5 protein-coding genes are annotated in these 6993 nt (G+C 54.5%); all 5 read right to left on the bottom strand.

What is annotated here, in order from left to right; translation table 11 throughout:
* On the bottom strand, positions 1–721 hold a 721-nt coding region (locus tag WA354_RS17025; protein WP_472814220.1), incomplete at its 3' end, for an amidohydrolase family protein.
* 144 nt (positions 722–865) lie between these two features.
* Entirely contained in the window at positions 866–2524 is a 1659-nt protein-coding gene (locus tag WA354_RS17030) for a hypothetical protein (protein WP_472814221.1), read from the bottom strand.
* Positions 2525–2609: 85 nt separating this feature from the next.
* A complete protein-coding gene (gene glsA / locus WA354_RS17035; protein ID WP_472814222.1) occupies positions 2610–3668 on the bottom strand; it encodes a glutaminase A in 1059 nt (352 codons plus the stop codon).
* Between the two features lie 73 nt (positions 3669–3741).
* Positions 3742–5259 carry a DcaP family trimeric outer membrane transporter gene (locus WA354_RS17040; RefSeq protein ID WP_472814223.1) on the bottom strand — a complete coding sequence of 506 codons (1518 nt, stop codon included), beginning with the start codon at positions 5257–5259 and terminating at the stop codon, positions 3742–3744.
* Positions 5260–5638: 379 nt separating this feature from the next.
* Positions 5639–6817, bottom strand: a complete 1179-nt coding sequence (locus WA354_RS17045; protein WP_472814224.1) for a DUF2950 domain-containing protein — start codon at positions 6815–6817, stop codon at positions 5639–5641.
* Positions 6818–6993: the final 176 nt, after the last annotated feature.

A 6993-nucleotide genomic window follows, 5' to 3' on the forward strand; every position in this document is an offset into this window, starting at 1 on the left:
AGACATGGCTGAACTTCGGATCCGCGAGAATTTCAGCCACAATAGCGGCATGATTCTTGATCGGCCGGACAACTCGGCCCATACCCATATGAGCCCAAATGATAGTTGGGTTCGGATGCCTAGCTAGAAGAGCTTTCATCTGCCCGAGGTAAACGGGTTCCGAACCTTCCTTTGCGAACGGCACATCCATATCGTTATGTATCAAGACCACCAGGCCGACCTCGCTCGCGAAATCGAGAATGCGGTCAAGTGCAGGGTTGGTGAGACTGGCTGTCTCACCTGACACCTTAGCCGAAACGAATTCCTTGTGAATTGAGAACTCACCGATACCGGTGAATACGCCCGGGAAGGTCTCAAGCACGCGGCGAATGTGGTCGACAGCATACATATCAGCAGGATCGAATCCAGTGATCATGGGGTCGAATCGTGCGCGCTCCTCTTTCGAGAGCGATCGATATGCCATCGCGATGTAGGCATCTGTAAATGAGTAGTAGTACAGCGGCGCGTCTGTTTGGAGATAGTAGGTTGGGGCAAAGTCACCGGAGTTCTGATATGACCATTGTTGCTGCAAAGGTATGCCAAACAGTGCCACGCGCCCGACTTTAGTGCCCATGATCTTCAGGAAGTCGTGAATATCTGTACCTTGCTGAATGTAGTTAGTGAGGTGGAAGTGACTGTCATTGAATTCATATTGCTGTGAAGGATTGGGTTGCGCAGGCAAGGGCGCGCATGAGAGCAGCAGAGTGATGGCAACGCGTAAAGTAGCTTGGATCATCCCCCGAGACCAGGATTTCCTCGTCACTGTGCACTCCTTTTTCTCGAGAACTTCATCGAGCTCACAACCTCGTGTCGATTTGCTGGTTACTTAGAAAGCTAACTCGAGGGTCGTGCTGAAAATTGGCCCTGTGCCACCAAACGCGAAAGGCACCGATGGATAGCCGACGGGAGATCGATACAGGTAGAGAAACTCGGTATTCCAGCGGACAACTCTGTTCTTGTACGGGAAATAGTTCACACCCGCTCGAAAGTCCCACGGCCGCCCATAATTGCCAATGATCTCCGAACCTCCGAGATAACCTTGGAGAGTCTGGGGTAACACCATCGCCGAAGCCTGAAGTTGGTATCCGCGGTCGGGGTTCGGGCGAAGCACCGATGTGCCGGTTCCCTGGAAATTGCTCAGCCGATGGAGGTAGAACTCGCCCTCGAGCGCGTAACCGTGATACTTGATTCCGCCGTCGGTCGCGAACAACTTGTAAACCGCATCGCTGACGGCGATCCCGGGCCCGAAGAGATTCGGCGTAAAGATGATGCTTCCGTCGGAGAGCCGAAGCTGAGTATTGTCGGGAGAGTCGGTGCCCGGCTGGCTCTGCTTATTCTCCTTGCTGTATGAAAAGTGGCCGGCTAAGCGCGTTGCCACGTGTTCATGTCCCTCGAAGTCGCCAAACCCCGTGCCGAATTCGCCCGTGGTCGGCATCCATACGAGAGCATTCGCTGTGGTCTGAAAATAGTTGGGAAGCTGGGCGGCGGCCACGCCAAGGGTGCTCAAGTTGTTGGCAATCATGCTTTGATAGATCAGCCCTTTTGTAATCATCCCCGATGCCTTGACGCCCGAGGAATAGGAGGGACGCATGTACTCGTCGGCAATCAGGCGTGAATCTACGCCGAGCCAGAACGGAAAGTTGCCTTCTACTGATCTCACACCAGGCAATGAGAAGATCCCCGCGCCAATTGCGAAGTGTTTGTTGAACGCGTAATTCAGATTGCCAGCCAGAACCACTTGCGCGCCTTCGCCCTGCGAAGCATTGGATGTCCAAGCGTAGAGGAAGTAGCGAAACCTCTGGTCCATCATCCAGCCGAGAAACTTTATCTGCACCTTATTGAGTTGAAAATCCTGACGCTGCTGAAGGTTGGTGGTCACGCCGAAATAGCTTGTATACGTTGGCTCCAGGGCCTTCTGGTTAAGGTAGCGCCCATAGGAATATAAGCTGATATTCAAGTCACCTTGTTTTGTTTCCGCGACTTTGAACCCCTGGTTGGTCTTGTAAGTGCCCCAGTTCGTTGGTCCATCTTCACCTTGTGCCCCGCCACCCGACGCCAGAGGCATTCCATCCGAGGCCACAGGCCTCGGCATCGATTTGAGAGACCCTGTCGATGCTTCGGACCTGCTTCGAGGCTTCAGGAAGGAAGCATTGATTATTTGGGGCTGGGTTTCCGCTGCGATTGCGCTCTGCAGCGCTCTCGCCGCTGCATTTGCCTCCACCGCATCCGATGCCGTCGCATCTGACTGTCTTGCGAGTGCTTGCCGCATCGAGACGATCTGATCCATCAACTCATGGTTTTGTATCTCGAGCTGCTCGTTTTGCTGGACCAACCGATCAACTTTTCTAAGCACTTCGTCCGTTGTTGGAGGAGTCGGATTAGGCCCAATAGAACTGCTGGATTGTCCGATGGCGAAGTTGCAGCAGCACGTGATCGCAAACAGAAATCCGGCACTTGAGGACGCTCTCAATGCAACCTGGTTCACGTTTTGATCCTCCCGCTGGATTGTCGAACGATGTAGCGACGAATGGCGCTTGTTTTCATCCGGCACATTTCCCCGGAAGGTTGCGTCATTTCAAACTGACCGAACTCGGTGAAAAGAGATTGTAGTTAAGCTTTTCAGAAACGTAATCGATCACTTTCTGCGCCTTTACACTGTTTCCGGCCTCATCGAGGGGGGGTGCAAAGACCGCAATGGCGCCCTTGCCAGGTGCAATCGCCACGATTCCGCCGCCAACACCACTCTTCGCAGGCAAGCCGACACTCCAGGCCCACCCGCCCGAACCGTCATAAAGGCCAGCCATGGCCATCGTGCTGAGAATGTGGGCAACGTCTTCTGACTTGATCACCTGCTCACCGGTGGCCGGGTTGACGCCGTTGTTCGCCAGTGTAGCGCCCATGCGAGCTAGTTGCTTTGTGTTCACGCCGACTGAGCATTGCTTCGTGTAAACGTCAACTGACTCAAACGGATCGGCATAAATGCGGTCATATTTTGCCAGCAGATATGACAGTGCTTTGTTTCCAGTATTAGTGGCCGCTTCAGATTTGTATACCTCGTCGATGAGCACCAACTTCTCGCCGGCCACCCTGCCGTAGAAGTCGAGAATCTTATTCCACTTTTCATCTGCGGTTGCGCCCGAGACGAGACTCACCGTAGCAATGGCCCCGGCATTGACGAGCGGGTTGCCAGTGTGCGTCGGCATATCCACCACAGCAATAGGTGAATTAAAAGCTCGCCCTGTAGGTTCAGATCCGATCTTTTTGAATACCTCATCGGCTCCGAGTTCATTCATTGCAAGGGCGAGCGTGAACACCTTGGAAATTGATTGGATCGAAAAGGAATAGTCAACGTCGCCGACAGCGAAAACTTGATTGTCCGTAGTGACGACGGCTATTCCGAACAGCTTGGAATCCACCTTCGCGAGATAGGGGATGTAGTCGGCGTTTTTCCCACTCGTATCGTCCTTGAACTTCTGATATGCCTCCCGCACCACGGCTTCGACCAACTCCCGCCTGGGAGCAACCGGGCTTACGTTTTTGCTCTGCTGCGCAATCGCGGCATACGGGAGGGCGCTCGCGATACATGCCGCTATAAGGAGCAGTGCGGTTGAAATCTTTCTCGTGATCATTCTGGACTCCTTTTCGTCGTGCGAATTTAGGGCCATCAGGCGTGTCTGAGATCGAGCGTGGAACTACCCGCTCTCATTTCACCGAATAGGCAACCGTCTTCCCGTAGTTGTATTTGAAGGAGAACTGCACTCTGTAGTCGTTGTAGTTCCATCCGTCATAGAAGTTCACGCGCCGGCCGAACTGAAATTCACCGCCCATCATGACGTTCTTGGTGGGGTAGTAAAGCAGGTTGGCCAGCGCATAGTGCCCTTGATGAAAATCAGAACCAAGTTCCTGGGCCGAGTTGGAGATGTTCTCGTAGGAGTACCCGACTGTGCTGCTGAAGCGTTCGTTCCAATTGTGGTCGTCGAAGGCTACGATTCCAAGGACAGGCAACGGAACTCCTGTAATTGGATTAGTGGGATTTCCGAAATTGTTCTTGACGCCGACGTCGATTGGGGCGTCGTTCATGTAGTTCTGGATGCCGTGCCCATATACCACGGAGAATCGCCCGGTATCAGCCTTGTCGAACTTGGCATTGCCGCTCGCATTGATACCCCAGCCGTATACCGTGCCGTGGATGTTCAATGTCGGCGTTGCATTCAGATCGACCCAGCTGATCTTTCTGAAGATGCCCGCAACCTGCACATGCCCGGCTTCGCCCGCCCAACGTCCGTGTGCAGATATATCCGGCAAAGTGAATTGGGGAGTAACACCTGCCAACTCAATTCGGCCTGCATACGGGCCGGCGTCGGCGCTTGCTCCAGGCCGTTCGGCAGCGATCATGAAGTTGCTGTCGCCCTTCTGCCAGGGGGTCCAACGCGCTTGGATGTTGCGGAAGAAGACCATTCCGGTAGGGCCCCAATACTCGATTGAATTGGGAAAGACATCCGGGTCCATGAACGGGCTCCAAGTTTGCCCCGCGCCGATTTGCTTCAACTCGCCCCAGGCATGGCGAAGGCGAAATGTGGTCTGGCCTGCATCCACGCCAGTACCGAAAAGCTCAAACTCAAAGATTGTCTTCAGGTCGCCAAGACGGGTGGGAACCGTTGTCTTGACTCCCCATCGCGTCTGACGAACGCTGAAGAAGACATTTCCACTCGGCCCAAACTCATTGCTAAATCCCGGCAGCTTGGTCGGACGCAGGACGTCGTACCAATTCGGATCGATCTGCCCGAAGTTATAGCCGGAATCGAGCATCGCGAAGCCGTACATCTGAAAAGTTCCTTCAGGAGCCGGGTTAATCTCGTGTTCCATGGTCTGCTTGGCGGCGTCTTCTTGCGGCTCCTGTCTCGAGCTGGGTTTGGAGACCGTTATGAGAGGCATGACGCCTGTGGAGGTCTTGACGTTTGTCGATGGAGGCGCAACCGCCTTCAACGAGGCCACTTCGCTATCCAGCGCCTGCTTCGTCTCAAGCGCATTCAGTCGAGCTCTCACATCTTGCATCGTTTGCTCGAGCTGCTCGAGCGTGCGCTTTAGCTGTTGGGTCTCTTGCGCCTGCGCATCCGGCGTCTGAGCTCTAGACGGCTGAATTGAAAGAGCGGAGACGATCAATAGCAACAAAGCAGTTAGACCGTAAGTCTGACGCGTTGCGCAAAGAGTCGATTTCATAAAAGCTCCTTCAGCGGAATTAGCTACACATTCTTTTATGCCGAGCTGAGAAGGAAGGCAATTAGGGAAATACCTAGGTTCTAAGGGTCTCTGGCGAGGTTGACGCGACAGATAATCACAGGCAAAAGCCTGGATATGTCTTCTGATAGTGAGTCCGTCACGTTGTAACAAAGAACATGACAAAGCCCAGTTAATCCGGACAAACATACGTGAGATTAACGGACCGAGATCGACACTTATCTATCTTGGAATGGCGTAAACGCGACTAAGTGGCCGCGCAGAGGATGGCCGATAAGTCCGAAATTCCAAAGTCTGGCTCGAGCCAGGGAACGCAATGCGCCACCCGCACCGTCAGTCTCTGTCTCGTGCGCTGCTCGAATTATTGGGAAACCGCGGCGATGTCAAAAGGCCATTCGTCGCTCGTCCGGGTCCACGTCTTGTCTGGATTGTAACTTTCAATGTTAGCGAGAGTTTCTAATCCATCTCGCCCGAGGTCTTTCTGATAGACGATCCCCTCGTAGCTGACGATGAAGCTCTTGATCCCAGTTACTCCGTACTGAGCGGGCGCGGCGGCCAACGCAAATCCGCCAATCATAGCGCCCTTGATCACGAAATTGATCTCGCCACCCGGTGCGGATGGACCCCGTGCCTTCAGGACCTTGTAGTAGTAGCCGTGATAGGCATTTTGTTCATTGGTCGGATACCCCTCTTGGATTGCCTTGGCAATCGCCTCGGAGATAGGGCCGCCACCCGTTCCGTCTGGGTTTACCCAGTACAGCCCGTCTTGTTTCCCGGGGGTGCTAATAATTCGCTGGGCGTATTGGTTCAGCCCCGAATTGTCGTGGATCACGGAAGCATATTGTTCCTGGGCCTGCACGAAACCTCTGCAAACTGCAATTGCATCCAACTCGTTTGAACCTATGCGCCGCTTCAGAATCTCAGAGCGGCCCCGCCTGGAGTCGAAATACCACTTGCCTTCGCGATTCACTATCGGAATTGGAAAGGGCCACTGCTCTGGACCTACGGAAACCGTCGCCTCTTTCTTGTCCTTGGCCAGTTCAATCGACTGTTTTTCTTTTCCAAGTGTCGCAAATTCTTGAGCCCGCCTTTTGTCTGAGACAGGATCCCGGGTGACAAGGAGGTCTTCGCTGCCAGGACCCAGGATTGCGCTCAACGAAGCTACATCGAAATTTCCCGCCGCCTCAATCAAGGCGGAGACCCCGGCTTCCGGTGTATCGAACGATCTTTGTGTCTGAGCGGGGGTCGTCGGTTGCTGAGCCAGGGCTCTGCAACTGGTTCCGAGGGGGAGGGCAAGAAACAAAATGCATGCCGATGGAATCAGGGTTGCCGCCTTGAGACTCTTGTTGATCATATTTACATCCGTCCTTGCCTGAAGTATCTGTTTACCGGCGACGGCCGCCGCCGCCGCGCATGCCGCCGCCCCGGGATCCCATGCTGGATGCGCCGCGAGAACTGCTGGCCCTCGATGTCGAACGGCTATTTCCTGCGCCTCCGAATGCGCCGCCCGCAGAGCCATTGGAGGTTCTCTGGTTGCCAATTCGATCTCCTCCGCCGCCACCGCGACTCATGTCTCCTGCTGACGCTCCACGGTCTCCACCTCGACCCCCGCCACCCATACTGCTTCGGTCGCTCACGCCCGCTTGCTGACGGCCTCCGAATTGCGACTGGTTCTGCCGCGCATTGGCCTGACGATTCGCCATGGAATCGCCGCGA

It is taken from the genome of Occallatibacter sp., from assembly GCF_049802275.1.
Taxonomy (GTDB): domain Bacteria; phylum Acidobacteriota; class Terriglobia; order Terriglobales; family Acidobacteriaceae; genus Telmatobacter.